Genomic DNA, 16,108 nt, shown 5'->3' on the forward strand with positions numbered 1-16,108 from the left:
TTAAAAATGAATAATACAAAGCAAAATTTTTTTTTAACAAAAAATAATCAAAAAATTCATTACAAATTTATTAATAATAAAAGTTTAATCACAATTATTTTTCTCCACGGATTAATGTCTGATATTAAAAGTAAAAAAGCAAAATTTTTAAAAAAATTTTCTAATAAAAATAAAATTAATTTATTGTTATTTGAATATAGTGGACATGGTAAATCCTCGGGACAATTCACAGATTTTAGTATTAAGAATTGGATAGAAGACTCAAGGTCAATTATAAAAAATTTAGTTAAAAAAGGTAAAATAATCCTTATTGGCTCAGGCATGGGTGCTTGGATTGGGATTATGCTAATTAAACATTTTCATAAAAGAATTAAAGGTTTTATCGGAATTGCTCCTGCCCCTGATTTTACTGAAGAATTAATATGGAAAAAATTAAATAGTTTTGAAAAAGATAATATAAGAAGAAATAAAATTTATAAATTAAAAAGTAGTCACAATAATTTTTACCCTATAACTAAAAATTTTATATATAGTGGAAAAAAAAACTTAATTCTTAATAAAAAAATTAAGTGCAATTTTAAAATTGAATTATTACATGGAATTAGAGATTCATCTGTTCCCTGGATTTATTCAATAAATTTAACAAAAACTCTAATAGCAAAAAAATTTAAATTAACAATTATTGATGATGGTGATCATTCCCTGTCTAGAGTTCAAGATTTAAAAAAACTAGATTTAGCGATTAAAAATATTATTTAAAATACTTTTAAAACCTTCTTTGTATGATGGAAATTGTAATTTTACTTTTAAATCTTTTTTAATTTTCAAGTTACTAACTTTTTTTGAGTCTTTATAAAAATTATTCAGGTCACTATTATTTGGTGATTTAAAATTTTCAGAAGGTGGAATTTTAACTCCCATTAAATTACAAGCATATGATATTGTTTGATCATAAGAACATGGGAAATTGTCTGCTACATTATAAATTTCACCAGGTTTTGAGTAAATTAAAGACTTAGATAAAACTTGAGCTATATCAGCAACATGAATTCTTGAAAAAATATGATTACTTTTTTTAACATAACTAACTTGCTCCCTTGCTAATCGTAAAAATATGTTTCTTTCCGGGGAATAAATTCCTGATAATCTAAATATTCTTGTTGGAACAAGGTGGTAGCGATTTAATTTTAACCATTCATTTTCAGCTACAATTCTATTTATTCCTGTGTCATTATTACTTAATAATTTGCTTCTTTCATCAACCCACTTACCATTATGATTTCCGTAAACACTTGTTGACGAAAGATATGCCAGCCATTTGATTTTTTTATTTAATAAAATTTCATTATAAAAATTTTCGATAACAAAGTCTTTTCTATCTTTTGGAGGTATCGAAACTAATATATGACTTGCATTTAAAATATATTTTAAAATTTTTTTATCAAAATTATTATTATCAAAACAAAAATTTTTATAATTAATATTTAAGAATTTATTATTAGAACTTTTAGATCTTGAAGTTGTGATTAATTTTATTTTATACTTATTTCTTAACAGCTCTTTTACAAAGTACTTAGCTACTAAGCCAAAACCAAAACAAACTAAAGTAATTGATTTAGACAGCTTTTTCATGAACTGCCTTATTCGATAATGGTTGTCTTAATTTATCTAACATTTCTTTAGGGCAAACTTGATAAAAGTTATTTTTTTCACTATTCCACTGTTGAATAATCTTTTTTGAGTGCAACGATTGAGTTTCTTTTTCATGTAATTTTATTAGATTTAAAAGAAAATCATTCCAATAGTCCGTCTCAACTCTTTGCCAAATGACTGATGATGGATTTACATAATTTTCAAAACTATTTTCTGGGTCATAAACAAATACCATTCCACCTGTCATGCCTGCTGCAAAATTATCCCCAACTTCTCCTAATATTACAACAGCGCCACCTGTCATATATTCACAGCCATTTGTTCCGCATCCTTCAATAACTGCAGTGGCCCCTGAATTTCTAACTGCAAACCTTTCTCCTGCTTGTCCCGCTGCAAGCAACAATCCTGAAGTTGCTCCGTACAAAACTGTATTTCCAATAATTGTATTTTTTGAGGTTTGTAATTTACTGTTAGAGGCTGGTTTTATAATTATTTTTGCACCAGATAACCCTTTACCAACATAATCATTTGCATCACCTGTTATTTCTAGCTTAATTCCTGAAACTGCAAATGCGCCTAGAGACTGTCCTGCTGAGCCTCTTAATTTAATTAAAATATGGTCTTCCGATAATTTTTTATTTTTAAACTGTGTTGTAATAATCGAGCTTAATCTTGTTCCAACGGATCTATGAGTATTTTTTACTGCATAACTTAATTGAAATTTTTGTCCTTTTTCAATTAGAGAAAGTGAGTCTTTTATAATTTGCTTATCTAAACTATCAGGAACTTCTTTTCTTTCTCTTTTTAAACAATATCTTGGATTTTCTCCTGGATCTGCTTGAACTAAAAGAGGATTTAAATCTAAATCATCTAAGTTGGTAGATCCTCTACTAACTTGTTTTAATAAATCTGTTCTACCAACAATTTCATTTAAAGATTTAAAACCAAGACTTGCTAAAATTTCTCTTACTTCCTCAGCTATAAATGAAAATAAATTAACAACTTTTTCAGGTGTGCCTGTAAATTTTTTTCTAAGCTCTTCATCTTGAGTACAAATTCCAACAGGACAAGTATTTGAATGACATTGTCTAACCATTATACAACCCATTGCTATTAAAGAAGTCGTTGCTATTCCAAAATCATCTGCACCCATCATTGCAGCCATAACAACATCTCTGCCTGTTTTAATCCCTCCATCCGTTCTTAAAATAACCTCATGTCTTAAACCATTTAAAGTTAAAATTTGATTAGCTTCTGTTAGTCCAATTTCCCAAGGAAGCCCTGCATACTTTACACTTGTTAATGGAGAAGCCCCTGTTCCGCCTGAATGTCCGCTAATTAGAATTACATCTGCTTTTGCTTTTGCAACTCCTGCAGCAATAGTGCCTATTCCTGTTGAGGAAACTAATTTAACTCCAATTTTTGCTTTGGGATTTATTTGTTTTAAATCATAGATTAGCTGCGATAAATCTTCGATTGAATAAATATCATGATGAGGTGGTGGAGATATTAATGTAACTCCTGGTGTTGAATGTCTTAAAGTTGCAATTTCAGCTGTAACTTTAAAACCAGGTAACTGGCCACCTTCTCCAGGTTTTGCCCCTTGAGATATTTTGATTTCTATTTCATCACAATTATTTAAATATTCTGCAGTTACGCCAAATCTAGCCGATGCAATTTGTTTTACTCTTGAATTAGCATTATCACCATTATCTTTAGGTATTGCTCTTTTTGCATCCTCTCCTCCTTCTCCACTACAAGATGCGCCACCAATTCTATTCATAGCAATTGCTAATGTTTCGTGTGCCTCTTTAGAAAGAGCTCCTAAAGACATGCTGCCGCTTCCAAATCTTTTTCTAATATTTGTAATAGACTCTACCTCTTCAATTAAAATTGGTTTTTTAATTAAATTAAAATCTAAAAGATCTCTAAGATTTAAAGGGTGCTGCTCATTAATAATTTTTGAATATTTTTTATATAAATCATAGGAATCTGTTGCAACAGCAGTTTGTAACATATGCATGGTCATAGCCTGATTAGAGTGTTGTTCCCCACCTTTTCTAAATTTATAAAATCCACCGATTGGTAAACTAATAACATTACCTCTAAATGCCTTTTGATGTTGAGTTCTGATCATTTGTTCAATTCCAGAAACACCAATTCCAGAAATTTTTGAATACATTCCAGGAAAATATTCAGCAACAAGAGCTCTGCTTAATCCAAGACCACTAAAATTTAAACCACCCCTATAAGAGCTAATAACGGAAATGCCTAATTTAGACATCACTTTTAACAATCCATCATTAACGGCTTTAATATAATTGTTAACGCATTCGGTAAAAGTTAATTTTCCAAAGATTTTTTTTTGATATCTCTGATAAATACAATCAAAGGCTAAATAGGGATTAACTGTAGTCGCACCAACACCGATAAGAACTGCAAAATAGTGAACATCTAAGCATTCTGCCGATTTAACATTTAATGAAACATATTTTCTAAGACCATGATTGACCAAATGACTTTGTACTGCACCTGTTGCAAGTATTATTGGTATCCCAATTCTTGTTTCTGAAATTTTTTCATCTGTAAGAATAATATGCTTAGCGCCCTCTCTAACTGCAATTTCGGACTCTTTCTGAATTCGTTTTAATTCTTCTTTTAAGGAAATTTCTGAATCTTCAGAATTAAATGTACAATCTATTTCTCTATATTCTTCATTTAAAACCTCAAATAACTTTTTAAATTGAGCATTGGATAAAACTGGACTTTCTAAAAGGTAACTTTTTTTATTAAACAAATCTTCACCTAAAATGTTTTGTAAGTTTCCAATTCTTGTATTAAGAGACATCACTCTATTTTCTCTTAGAGAGTCTATTGGTGGATTTGTGACTTGACTAAAATTTTGTCTAAAAAAGTGAGATAAAGGCCTATAAATATCAGATAAAACAGCTGCTGGAGTGTCATCCCCCATTGAACCAACAGCTTCTTTTTGATCCTCCACCATTGGATGTAAAATCATTTCTAAATCCTCAATGGAGATCCCAGCAGCATATTGTTTTTGTCTTAACTTATCTCCTTCAAAAGAGTTAAATTCTTGTAAATTATTAAACTTTTTACTGATCTCTATTAAATTTTGACTAAATTTTTTATATATAGGATTTCTAGATAAAAAATCTTTAATTTTTTTATCATTATAATAAGTTCCCTCATCAAGATTAACAGCAATCATTTGGCCAGGTCCAACTCTTCCTCTATAAATAACATTTTCCTCTTGCACTGGAACCATTCCAGTTTCTGAACCTGCAAATAAAATTTTATCTTTTGTAATAGTATATCTTAAAGGCCTTAAACCGTTTCTATCTGTCGCGGCTAAAATCCAATTACCGTCAGTTGCGGCAATTGCTGCTGGTCCATCCCAAGGCTCTATGACTGAGTTTAGGTAATTATACATGTCTCTATAAGCTTGAGGGATAATTTTGCTTCTTTTAGACCATGCCTCTGGCATCAACATCATTTTAACAAGAGGCAATAATCTTCCTGATCTTGTTAACAATTCAAAAACAGCATCAAGACAAGCTGTATCAGAACTTCCTGATTTTAAGATTGGTTTTAAATCGTCAATGTTATCGTATAATTCAGACTCTAATCCCTGCTCATGTGTCTTCATCCAATTCACATTTCCTTTTAAAGTATTTATCTCACCATTATGTGCTAAAATTCTAAAGGGTTGAGCAAGCTCCCAACTTGGAAAAGTATTTGTTGAATATCTTTGATGAAAAATTGAGAATCTAGAAATAAATCTTTTATCTAATAAATCTGGATAAAAATCTGATAAATGCTCAGCAAGAAACATTCCTTTATAAATAATTGATCTTGAACTAATTGATGAAATATAAAAATCTTTTAATTGAGATTGAGTAATTTTTCTTTCAATCTTTTTTCTTACAATATAAATATTTTTTTCTAATTCCTCTGACTCTGTTTTTTTAATTGGAGAAAATAATATTTGCTCAATTTCTGGTCTAGTATCGTTTGCTTTTATTCCAAGAACTTTTGCTTTTACCGGAACATGTCTCCATCCAAAAATGTAAAAGTTATTAGATAACAATTCATGCTCTACAATAGTCCTACAAGCTTCTTGAGCTCCATAATCATTTCTCGGCAAAAAGATCATGCCAACACATAATTGATCATTTTTATGAGTATGATGTCCTGTAATTTTTATCTGCTCCTCAAAAAAAACTTTAGATAGTTCAATATGAATTCCGGCTCCATCTCCTGTTTTTCCGTCCTTATCAACGGCACCTCTGTGCCAAACAGCTTTTAAAGCTTCAATTCCATTTTCAACCACTTCTCTTCTAGGCTTTCCATCAATCGAAGCTACGAACCCAACACCACAAGCATCATGTTCATCTGCTGCATTATAAACCCCAGCGTTTATTAGCTTTTTTAAATTTTTTTTTAAGATATCTCTCAATTTATGCCACCATTCTTTTTTTTACTGATTTAAGAGCTTTATTTTTCAAAAAAACATCAATTGCTTCCGCAGCATCTCTTCCATCCTTAATAGCCCATACAACTAGCGACGCGCCTCTTACAATATCTCCTGCTGCAAAAACTCCCTCAATATTTGTTTGCATTGTTTTAAGATCAATTTTAATTGTTCCCCACTTTGATACATCAAGTTTAGGTTCTGAAAACATAACTGGAATATCTTCTGGATCAAATCCCAATGCTTTAATTACCATATCAGCTTTAATTTTAACCTCGGATCCGGAAATGATTTCTGGTTTTTGTCTTCCAGTTGCATCTGTTTCTCCTAATTTCATTTTAGTTACTATAACTTCACTCACGTTACCGTTTTTTCCAATAAATTCTTTAGGATTTGTTAACCATTGAAAATCAACGCCTTCTTCTTCGGCATTATTAACCTCTCTTGCTGATCCTGGCATATTTTTTTTATCTCTTCTATATAAGCACTTAACTGATTTTGCATTCTGCCTTATTGAAGTTCTAACACAATCCATTGCTGTATCACCGCCGCCTATTACAACTACGTCTTTTCCTTCAGCATTTAAATATCCCTCATCAAATAATTTTACTTTGTCTCCTAATCCTTTTTTATTTGATGCTGTTAAAAACTCCATTGCTGGATAAATATTTTTTAAGTCTGATCCTGGAATTTCTACTTCTCTTGCCTTGTATACGCCGGTTGCAATGAGTATTGCATCGTGTTTTTTTTTCAAATCAGATAAAGTTGCATTTTTTCCGACAACAAAATTTAAGTGAAATTTTATTCCACCTTCAATTAAAAGCTTGGTTCTTCTTTCAACAATATTTTTTTCTAATTTAAAATTAGGAATTCCATAAATTAGCAAACCACCAGGCCTGTCATACTTATCATAAACTGTAACTTCATATCCAATTTTTCTAAGTTGTTCTGCAGCTGCAAGACCTGCGGGCCCCGCTCCAATTATTCCAATACTGTATCCTAAACTTTTTTTAACTTTAATTGGTTTTACCCAACCATTCTCAAATGCGGTATCCGTTATAAATTTTTCAATTGATCCAATGGTCACTGTCCCGTGTCCTGCTCTCTCAATTACGCAATTGCCCTCACAAAGTCTATCTTGGGGACATATTCTTCCACAAACCTCTGGCATATTATTTGTTGCTGAAGAAACTTCATAAGCTTCTTCCAATCTTCCTTCAGCAGTTAGTTTCAGCCAGTCAGGAATGTTATTTGATAATGGACAATGAATTTGACAATACGGAACCCCACACTGCGAGCATCTGCTTGATTGTTCTTCAGCTTTTGGAGCAATATAGTTTTTATATATTTCGGAGAAATTTTTTACTCTCTCATCCACGCTGGATTTTTCAGGTGTTTGCCCCTTAGTTGTCACAAACTTTAACATTTTTTCTGACATTATTTTAAAGTACCTGTATTTTTTCGTTTTTTATGAATATTTTCACAAAAACATAAATTTTAAAAGATTAATTAGGTCAGTATTTATGATCAAATTCTTTAGAAATACTAATTAATCAATTAAAACTAAGATAATTAGTATTTTTCAATTTAAAATTGTAAACAGTTTATAACTAATTATCTAATTTATAATAACATTCTCCTAGACTAAAGCTTTCCTAATGGACGAATTACTAAAAATAATAATTCTAGGCATTGTCCAAGGTATTACTGAATTTTTACCCATTTCTTCCAATGCACATTTAATAATAATGGAGCAATTATTAAATTTCCAAAATAACAATGAAATACTAAATCTTGTTTTTCATTTAGGATCTTTATTTGCAATTATTTCATATTTTTTTTCAGAACTTTTAGGATTATTAAAAAAACCTAAAATAATTTTAAATCTCATTATTGCCACTCTACCAGTGGTTATTATTGGATATTTTATATTTAAATTTCGACTTATAGACTATGGAAATTTTCCCATTAAAATAATTGCGATAACCACAATTATTTTTGGAATTATTTTATTTTTTAGCGACAAAATAAAAATTACAAAAAAACTATACACAGACCTTAACGCAAAGAATTCTTTTATAATTGGATTATTTCAGGTGATAGCTTTAATTCCTGGAGTGAGCAGATCTGGAATTACATTAACGGCTGGACGTTTTCTTGGGTATTCAAGACTCGATGCCGCAAAATTTTCCTTTTTTTTATCAATACCCACTACAGCTGGAGCTTGTTTTCTTGGGATCTTAGATTTGATAAAAATGGATAGTACAGATTTTAACTATATTGCCATTGTTGCATTTATAGTTTCATTTATCTCATCTTATCTAACAATAAAATATTTTTTATCTTTTATATCAAGATTTAATTTAAATCTTTTTGTTTATTACAGAATAATACTCGGGGTAATAATATTATTATTTATTTAACGATTTGTTTGGCTAAAAATATAATTAGGTAAAATAATCTCAACGCTTCTTGTATATATGCCAAGTTCTGAAAAACCTGGGTAGTGATTAGAGCAAATATTATCTGATCTTAATATTTCAAGCTGATCTTCTGTAAGTAAAGGATTAGGAAATAATTGCATTATTTTTGCTTGTACTCTTGAAATAAAATCTGGAAGTCCAACTATTAATCTTTTTTTATTTAGAGAAACCAGCAAGGTCTCAATTAATTCTTTAAACGTATAAACCTTAGGCCCTCCCAATTCATAAACCTGACCAGGATTGATATCTTCTATAATTTTAATAATTGCGTCAGTAACATCTCCTACATAGCAAGGTTGAAATTTTGTTTTGGCACCAGCAAGCGGAATGATAGGCAAAAGATTTATTAATTTATTAAATAAATTAAAAAAATTATCGTTAGTTCCAAATACAATGCTGGGCCGTAAAATAACGGAATTTTTAAAATTACTAGTAATAACCTGTTCACCTTGAAACTTTGATTTAATATATAAAGAATTAGAATTTTCTTTTGCACCCAGTGCTGAAATATGAATAAATTTTTTAGTCACATCTTTATTTAAGATACTAGTTAGAAATTTTGGAAAAAGATGATGTGCATGATCGAATTTTTGATTTTTTTTTTCGTATAAAACTCCTATGCAATTAATTACAATTTCTGAGCTATCGATAAACTCATTAAGATTTGAAAAATTATAAGGATTAAATTTTAAAACATCAATTTGACCAGGTTCTCCCATTGGTTTTAGATAACCATGAAGATAAGGATTTCGGGTTGGGACGATTATTTTAAAACCTTTTTTTGCAAGCTTAGCTATTAGATTTCGACCTATAAACCCTGTTCCGCCGAAGACTGTTATTGTCTTTTTTTCTGCCATTGTTTAATCATAATAATTAACGATAATACCTTTTATTTAACAATAGTATGAAAGTCAAAATCCATAAAAACGACATACCTAACAATTTAAATCTAGGAAAAATTATCGCAATCGATACCGAAACTATGGGTCTTGATTATAAAAGAGATCCTCTTTGTCTTGTTCAAATATCCTCGGGTAATAAAGAAGTACATTTGATTCAAATTAATAGAAAAACATTTAAAGCTGATAATCTAAAAAAAATTTTGGAAAATAATGATATTGTAAAAATTTTTCAATTTGCAAGATTTGATCTTGCAGTTTTAAATTATTATTTAAAAGCAGATATTAATAATATTTACTGCACAAAGATTGCCTCAAAAATTGGAAGAACTTATACTGATAAACACGGTCTTAAAGATTTATGTAAAGAACTCCTAGATATTGAATTATCAAAACAAATGCAAAGTTCCGACTGGGGTGCCGAAAATTTAACTGAACAGCAAATAAATTATGCTGCGTCCGATGTTTTATATCTACATAAAATTAAAGATGAACTTGATAAAATTTTAATTAGAGAAAATCGAATGGAATTAGCTAATCACTGTTTTAAATTTTTAAAACATCGAGTAACCTTAGATCTTGCTGGTTGGAATAATCAAGATATTTTTGCGCATTAAATGATCCATAATCAAAAAATAAAATTTGCAAAAGAAGTAATTTTTCAAGAGATTAATGCATTAAAAAAATTATCTAAGTCTTATAATAGTAATTTTATTAAAGCTATTGACCTGATTCAAAAATGCAAAGGTAAAGTTATATGCGTTGGCATGGGAAAATCAGGGCATATTATTAGAAAAATTTCTGCAACCTTAAGTTCTGTGGGAGTACCATCTATTTACCTACATCCGTCTGAAGCGGCCCATGGAGATCTTGGTGCGTGCAATCCAAAACAAGATTGTTTTTTGATTATGTCTTATTCTGGAAATACCGATGAATTGAAAAGTATTTTAAACTATGCACATAAATTTAAAATGCCTATTATTGGCGTAGCATCAAAAGAAAATTCAACTTTGATTAATGCGAGTACAATTAAAATTGTTCTTCCAAAAGTAAAAGAAGCTGGGCTCGATATTGTACCAACAAGTTCTACTTCAATGTTGCTTGCTTGGGGGGATAGCGTTGCAATCACACTTATGAAATTAAATAAATTCAGCAAAGAAAAATTTGCTGTTTATCACCCTTCTGGAGCATTAGGAAAACAACTTACACGTGTTAAAGATATTATGATTAAAAAAAGAGATGTACCTTTCATCAATGAAAATATGTCCGTAAAAAACGCTGTGATTCAAATTACGAAAAAAACTTATGGCTGCGTACTTGTTATAAATAAATCCAAAAAAGTTACAGGAATCATAACAGACGGAGATATTAGACGCTCTATACATAAAAAGAATTTTTTAGAAAAGACCGCAAAAGAAGTTATGACTAAAAACCCAAAAATGATTTCAGAAAATACTCTAGCGGGACTGGCTCTTGATATAATGAATAAGAAAAAAATTACCTCTCTTATTATCAAGGGTAAAAATAATAATTACGGATTAATTCATATACATTCTCTAATTAGTTTTGGAGTTTAATGAAACTCAACGAGATCAGAAAAAAACAGCTTAAAATTATAAGCGTTGGTCTTATAATAATTTTTATTGTCTATTTTGTTTATCCAACTCTCAATACTAATAGATTAAAACTCACATCAAAAAATATCAAACCTACTGAAGGAGCTGAAAGTAATGTATTTGAAAATATTAGTTACATCGGAGTGGATGCAAGTGGAAAACAATATAATGTTAGAGCAAAACTTGCCAGTATTGATAAAGATAATCAAGATCTTATAAGTCTAAAAGAAGTAGACAGCGATTTTTTATTGAAAGACGGTAGCATTATAAAAATTTTAAGCAAAACAGGTTTGTTTAATAAAACAACAAATGATATTTTATATGAGCAAAATGTAAAAATTACTCAAAGAGATGGAGTGGTTACTGCAAATAGAGCTGAGTATCTTGTAAAATCAAATAATATATTTGTAAGTGGTAATGTAATTGCAGATTTTGTTGAGAATGACCCAAAAACTAAAAAGCGGCGTACTAGTCAAATTAAAGCAGATAAGGTAATAATTGATACCTTTAAAAAAACCGTTGAAGTTGTAATGGAAGAAAAAGGAAAACAAGTTACAGGTACATTAAGTAATGAAAGATAAAGATCAAAAATTTACTGTTATATCTAACAAAAAAATAGTCAAAAGGTTTGCAGCAGTAATTGACTCTAACAATTCAAATCCAACCGAACAAATTAAAGAGTCAAAAAAAGAGATAATTGAAGAAAATCCTCTTATTCTCTCTAAAGATAAAATAGTAAATGAAAAAAATATAATTTTAGAAAAAGGCGAAACAATTAAAAAATCCGAGCCGGAAGAAATTAAAGAACCTACAGTTGTTAAAAAAATTAATAAAAAATTAAATAATAATATTTTTAAACTTATCTCTGATGACTATTATTATAATAGAGAGCCATCAACGCTTGAAATTAGTCATTTAACTAAAATAATAAAAAAAAGAGTTATTCTTAAGGATGTCAGTGTTACAGTAAATCCTCAAGAAATTGTTGCTTTACTTGGTCCAAATGGAGCAGGTAAGACGACGATGTTCTCTGTGGTACTTGGAATTTTAAATCCAACCCAAGGCAAAGTTATTTTTAATAATAAAGTAATTAATGAACTTCCAATCCATATGCGAGCAAAAGAAGGTATCAGCTACCTTCCGCAAGCAAGATCTATATTTAGAGGGTTAACGGTTGAAGAAAATATTAGAGCAGTTGCAGAAGTTGCAATTAAAGATGAGGAAAAACAAGATGAGTTAGTAGAACACTTGCTTAATGAATTTAAAATTGCACATCTTAGAACAGCCTCGGCACTAAGTTTATCTGGTGGAGAAGCAAGAAGGGTTGAGATTGCAAGATGTCTAACAACTTCACCAAAAGTGTTATTATTAGATGAGCCATTTGCAGCTTTAGATCCTATTGCAATTATCGAACTTAAGGAGATGCTTAGACATTTAAAAGATAAAGGGATTAGTATTTTTATTACCGACCATAACGTTAAAGAAACTCTAGACATTGTTGATAGGGCTTACATCATCAATAATGGAGAATTAATTGCTGAAGGATCCCCACAAGAAATTGTTGAAAATAAAAAAGCTAGACAACTTTATTTAGGTTCTCAATTTAGAATTTAATTATCTACTGACCAATATACAAACTTAAGATGAAAAGAAATCCGATAGCTAAGGCTTTACGAACACCAAAATTTAAAAAAAAAGTTATTAAAGATAAAAAAAAATATAATAGAAAAAAAGTTAAAAAATACTTTTGATAAAATTTATTTATTTTTTGAAGCTTTTCTATAATCAGAGGGCATTTGAAAACTCATTGCCCAAATACCAAGCCTATTTTCCTTAGCAAATTTTTCATCCTCAACAAAATCTTTCGAATACTGGCTATATGCAACTGCATAACCTTCCCTAACCATAAATCTTGATAAGCTTTCATTGCCAATAAAACATTCTGCAACAAACCTTTGATAGCGGTCTTTATCATTTGTAATACATGAGGGAATTTTATCGCCAATTTTATTTTTAAGAAAATTTTTTGCAAGAATACCACATTCAATTTTTTTATTATCTTTTTCACAAATTTGTTTTATTTCAGGAGCATCAATACCAAAAAGGCGATATTTGATGGTTCCTATATGAATAGTATCACCATCAATTACTTTAACTTTTTTTGTATCCGCAGATACAGTTGCTGATAAGAAAAATATTAATCCAAAAAAAATAATAATTTTTTTCATAAAAAATTATTTAAAAAATTGCTATTTTTTTTCTTTGAATTTTTTGAATTTTATCAAGAACTTCAATGTTCAGTTGGTCTAACTGACTACTCTTAAGATCTCTTAAATTTTGCACAGCCTTTAAAAAACGCTCTGACTCAGATTTGCTAATAAAGTCTTTAGTTAAAGATCTAAATTTTTCTATATAATTCTTTCTTTCAAAGGGTCGTTTGCCCCAAGGATTTGCATCAGCAATTCCTAACTCATCCTCAATCTTAATTCCATCTTTCATCTTGATAATTACTCTGCCTCCAAAACATTTTTTCTTTGGATCTTTATCATGATATTTTTTTGTCCACTTTTTATCTTCAAATGTTTTAATTTTTTTCCAAAGTGCTACTGTGCTTTCTTTTTTTGCCCTTTGCGGTTTATATGAATCTTCGTGATGCCAATTTCCATCTTCAAGGGCTACTGCAAAAATATACATAATAGAATGATCTAAGGTTTCTCTACTAGCGTTTGGATCCATTTTTTGTGGGTCGTTTGCACCTGTGCCGATTACATAATGAGTGTGATGAGAAGTGTGAATTTCAATGCTTTCTATTTTAGAAAAATCTTTAATTTTTTTCCTCATATCGCGAGCCAAATCTATTAAAGCTTGCGCTTGATATTCTGCTGAATGTTCTTTTGTATAGGTCTCAAGAATTGCTTTTTTAGGCTCACCTTTTTCTGGTAATGGAACATAATATTCAGCATTGGGTCCTGATAAAATTCTAGCAATTACGCTATCTTCCCCCTCATATATTGGATTTGGAGCTCTCTCTCCTCTCATACAACGATCAACGGCTTCAATTGCAAGTTTACCAGCGTGAGCAGGAGCAAATGCTTTCCAACTTGAAATGTCACCTTTTCTAGATTGTCTTGTTGAAATTGTTGTATGCAAGGCTTGTTGTACAGCCTGATAAATAGTTTCTGTGTCTAATTTTAAAAGTGTGCCTAATCCTGCTGCAACACTTGGTCCTAAATGCGCAATATGATCAATTTTATGTTCATGAAGACAAATTCCTTTAACTAAATTCACTTGAATTTCATAACCTGTCAAAATACCTTTTATTAAATCTAGACCAGTTGATTTTTTCTGTTGTGCCACTGCTAAAATTGGGGGAATATTATCTCCTGGGTGGCTATAGTCTGCAGCCAAAAAAGTATCATGAAAATCTAATTCTCGAACTGCTGTACCGTTTGCCCAAGCGGCCCATTCACAATCAAATTTTTTAGTAGAATTAATTCCAAAAACTGTGGCCCCATTTACTCTTGGATGGGCTAATGCCATCTCTCTTGCGGTTGTAACTGGTTGTCTTGAAAAAGATGCAATAGCAACAGAAGCATTATCTATAATTCTATTAATCACCATATCGGCTGCCTTATTATCGATAGGAGAGTTATCACTTGCAACTTTTGCAATCCTATAAGCAAGTTGATTTTCTTTTGGTAAATTTACTTTTGATGGATAGACTTTAACTTTAAATTCTTTCAAGGTGATTTCTTATAATATTCAAAATATAAAATAACAATAATTTTTAATTAATTCTTTTTATACTTAATATTTTATCTCCAACTTTTATATTATTCTGCTCAAACCAACCCTTATTAACCTCAAGAGCCAATACTATAGGTTGTCCAGAGCAATGCTCTGTTAAAGACAAAGGTTGCATGTCTGCTATTTTTACTATTGTGTTTGTCTTGCTAATAAAGGCGATCGATAATGGTATCTGAGTATCTTTCATCCAAAAACAAGGTGTTGAGCCTTCTTCGAAAATAAACAACATACCATTGTCTTTTCCTAAAACCTGACGGTTCATTAAACCCTCACTTTGTTCCTCGTCAGTCTCTGCAATTTCTGCAATTAATTTTTTTGTTCCGATTTCAATTTGAACTTTAGAAAGTTGTGCAAAAGAAGTATTGATTAAAAAAAAAGTAAGAATTAATATTCTTATAATGTTTTTCATTATCTTTTTTGACTACTTCCTTTAGACAGAGATACTGGATATTTTATAACATTTTTTTTTAATTTAGCGTAAAAACTTTTCTCAATATTAATATTCATTTTTTGTGAAATTCTTAATAGATAAAATAATATATCTGCAATTTCGTCTGCTACTTTCTCTTTATCTACTTTTTTAAAATCACTTTCTTTTAACCATTGAAAAATCTCCACTAATTCTGAAGCCTCTACTGATAAAGCCATGGATAGATTTTTAGGTGAGTGAAATTGATCCCAGTCTCTTTCTTTTACAAAGTTTTTAATTTTTTGATTAATTTTCTTTAAATCCATAACAAAATAGCTATTTAATTTAATTTAATGTTTAAATTACACAAAAAATTACTCAAAACTACTCATTCTGTAGCTAATCTAAATTTGTGCACAGCAAGATTAATGTATAACGCGAAATTTCCTTGGCTCATTCTTATTCCGAAAAGAAAAAATGTTAAACAAATATTAGATTTAAATAAAAAGGATCAAATAAAACTTATGGAAGAAATTGATTATTGTAGTCGAGTTATGAAAAAAGCTTTTGGTGCTTTTAATTTAAATGTAGAAAAAATTGGCAATATCATACCCCAATTACACATTCACATTATTGCAAGGAAAAAAAAAGATAGTTCATGGCCACTCTCGGTTTGGGTAGTAAAAGGCAAACCTTATAAAAAAACTCACTTAAGTGAGACAATAAAAAAGATACAAAAACTTATTTAA

General features: G+C 29.9%; 15 protein-coding genes. 7 read left to right on the forward strand and 8 right to left on the reverse strand.

Translation table 11 applies throughout. The features are described 5' to 3' along the window. Positions 1-6 precede the first annotated feature (6 nt). Positions 7-759 carry an alpha/beta hydrolase gene (locus CR143_RS04950; RefSeq protein ID WP_099340718.1) on the forward strand — a complete coding sequence of 251 codons (753 nt, stop codon included), beginning with the start codon at positions 7-9 and terminating at the stop codon, positions 757-759. Here CR143_RS04950 and CR143_RS04955 read toward each other — a convergent pair. The 3 genes from CR143_RS04955 to CR143_RS04965 are packed head-to-tail and all read right to left on the reverse strand — an operon-like array spanning position 736 to position 7,583. Continuing rightward, positions 736-1,632, reverse strand: a complete 897-nt coding sequence (locus CR143_RS04955) for an NAD-dependent epimerase/dehydratase family protein (protein ID WP_099340719.1) — start codon at positions 1,630-1,632, stop codon at positions 736-738. The genes CR143_RS04950 and CR143_RS04955 overlap by 24 nt on opposite strands. Further along, positions 1,616-6,130, reverse strand: coding sequence for a glutamate synthase large subunit (gene gltB, locus CR143_RS04960; protein ID WP_099340720.1), 4,515 nt, complete (start codon positions 6,128-6,130; stop codon positions 1,616-1,618). Before gltB ends, CR143_RS04955 begins: the two co-directional genes overlap by 17 nt. A 1-nt stretch (position 6,131) precedes the next feature. Beyond that, positions 6,132-7,583 carry an NAD(P)-dependent oxidoreductase gene (locus CR143_RS04965; protein ID WP_099340721.1) on the reverse strand — a complete coding sequence of 484 codons (1,452 nt, stop codon included), beginning with the start codon at positions 7,581-7,583 and terminating at the stop codon, positions 6,132-6,134. A gap of 220 nt (positions 7,584-7,803) precedes the next feature. Between CR143_RS04965 and CR143_RS04970 the strand changes: the two genes are divergently transcribed. Further along, positions 7,804-8,568, forward strand: a complete 765-nt coding sequence (locus tag CR143_RS04970; RefSeq protein ID WP_099340722.1) for an undecaprenyl-diphosphate phosphatase — start codon at positions 7,804-7,806, stop codon at positions 8,566-8,568. On the opposite strand, the gene CR143_RS04975 is transcribed toward CR143_RS04970, so the two are convergent. Beyond that, the gene (locus CR143_RS04975) at positions 8,565-9,485 is read right to left on the reverse strand and encodes a complex I NDUFA9 subunit family protein (protein WP_099340723.1); all 921 of its coding nucleotides are present in this window, start codon (positions 9,483-9,485) and stop codon (positions 8,565-8,567) included. The genes CR143_RS04970 and CR143_RS04975 overlap by 4 nt on opposite strands. Before the next feature lie 47 nt (positions 9,486-9,532). Here CR143_RS04975 and CR143_RS04980 point away from each other — a divergent pair, with 47 nt between their 5' ends. Genes CR143_RS04980 through lptB form a run of 4 tightly spaced genes read left to right on the forward strand, consistent with a single transcriptional unit; the run spans position 9,533 to position 12,757 of the window. After that, positions 9,533-10,144, forward strand: coding sequence for a ribonuclease D (locus CR143_RS04980; protein WP_099340724.1), 612 nt, complete (start codon positions 9,533-9,535; stop codon positions 10,142-10,144). Next, on the forward strand, positions 10,145-11,104 hold the full coding sequence (locus CR143_RS04985; RefSeq protein ID WP_099340725.1) for a KpsF/GutQ family sugar-phosphate isomerase: 960 nt from the start codon (positions 10,145-10,147) through the stop codon (positions 11,102-11,104). It begins immediately after the preceding gene. Further along, positions 11,104-11,724 carry an LPS export ABC transporter periplasmic protein LptC gene (lptC, locus tag CR143_RS04990; RefSeq protein WP_099340726.1) on the forward strand — a complete coding sequence of 207 codons (621 nt, stop codon included), beginning with the start codon at positions 11,104-11,106 and terminating at the stop codon, positions 11,722-11,724. Before CR143_RS04985 ends, lptC begins: the two co-directional genes overlap by 1 nt. After that, on the forward strand, positions 11,714-12,757 hold the full coding sequence (gene lptB / locus CR143_RS04995) for an LPS export ABC transporter ATP-binding protein (protein WP_099340727.1): 1,044 nt from the start codon (positions 11,714-11,716) through the stop codon (positions 12,755-12,757). Before lptC ends, lptB begins: the two co-directional genes overlap by 11 nt. Positions 12,758-12,900: 143 nt before the next feature. Here the strand turns inward: lptB and CR143_RS05000 are convergent, their stop codons facing one another. Genes CR143_RS05000 through CR143_RS05015 form a run of 4 tightly spaced genes read right to left on the reverse strand, consistent with a single transcriptional unit; the run spans position 12,901 to position 15,685 of the window. Then, positions 12,901-13,371, reverse strand: a complete 471-nt coding sequence (locus CR143_RS05000) for a thermonuclease family protein (protein ID WP_099340728.1) — start codon at positions 13,369-13,371, stop codon at positions 12,901-12,903. A gap of 10 nt (positions 13,372-13,381) precedes the next feature. Then, a complete protein-coding gene (locus CR143_RS05005) occupies positions 13,382-14,887 on the reverse strand; it encodes an MmgE/PrpD family protein (protein ID WP_099340729.1) in 1,506 nt (501 codons plus the stop codon). A 43-nt stretch (positions 14,888-14,930) separates the two neighbouring features. Further along, complete coding sequence (locus CR143_RS05010; protein WP_099340730.1) at positions 14,931-15,359, reverse strand: DUF192 domain-containing protein; 429 nt, start codon at positions 15,357-15,359, stop codon at positions 14,931-14,933. Further along, positions 15,359-15,685, reverse strand: coding sequence for a nucleotide pyrophosphohydrolase (locus tag CR143_RS05015; RefSeq protein ID WP_099340731.1), 327 nt, complete (start codon positions 15,683-15,685; stop codon positions 15,359-15,361). Before CR143_RS05015 ends, CR143_RS05010 begins: the two co-directional genes overlap by 1 nt. Before the next feature lie 27 nt (positions 15,686-15,712). Here CR143_RS05015 and CR143_RS05020 point away from each other — a divergent pair, with 27 nt between their 5' ends. Next, positions 15,713-16,108: an HIT domain-containing protein gene (locus tag CR143_RS05020; RefSeq protein ID WP_099340732.1), complete on the forward strand. Its 396-nt coding sequence runs from the start codon at positions 15,713-15,715 to the stop codon at positions 16,106-16,108.

The organism is Candidatus Fonsibacter ubiquis, assembly GCF_002688585.1.
GTDB classification, from domain to species: domain Bacteria; phylum Pseudomonadota; class Alphaproteobacteria; order Pelagibacterales; family Pelagibacteraceae; genus Fontibacterium; species Fontibacterium commune.